At 45.3% G+C, this 411-nt stretch carries 1 protein-coding gene; it reads left to right on the top strand.

Annotation, left to right across the window (positions count from 1 at the left end; translation table 11 throughout):
- The coding region (locus IV64_RS09205; RefSeq protein WP_157061038.1) for an integrase core domain-containing protein at positions 1-363 on the top strand (363 nt) is incomplete at its 5' end.
- Between the last annotated feature and the right edge of the window lie 48 nt (positions 364-411).

Genomic DNA, 411 nt, shown 5'->3' with positions numbered 1-411 from the left:
GATTTAGTCACGGAAACCTTTAATGCGGCCATTTTGGCGAATGGCGGTGTTAAGCCCAAAATCATCCACAGTGATCAAGGCTCAAGTTATACATCAGGAACATATAATAAGACTTTAGCTGGCGCCGGCGTAACACACAGCATGTCTCGGCCCGGCACACCGGGAGATAATAGTCCGATGGAAAGCTTGTGGAGCCACATGAAGACCGAATATTTCGATTTTAAGAACCCGTTATCGTTAGAAGAAATCATAACGATGATCGGTGATTTTATGGACTGGTATAACAATTCACGCCGCCAGCCAACCTTAAAGGGCATGACCCCGGTCGAATACCGGAATCATGCCCTCGAGAAAATTGCCTAAACAATTTTAATTATTTGATTGTCTACTTGACACGGAGCCGCGCCTTTT

The sequence above is a fragment of the Lactiplantibacillus xiangfangensis genome, assembly GCF_001438845.1.
In the GTDB taxonomy this organism is placed as follows: domain Bacteria; phylum Bacillota; class Bacilli; order Lactobacillales; family Lactobacillaceae; genus Lactiplantibacillus; species Lactiplantibacillus xiangfangensis.
This window is presented reverse-complemented; position numbering and strand designations above follow the sequence as displayed.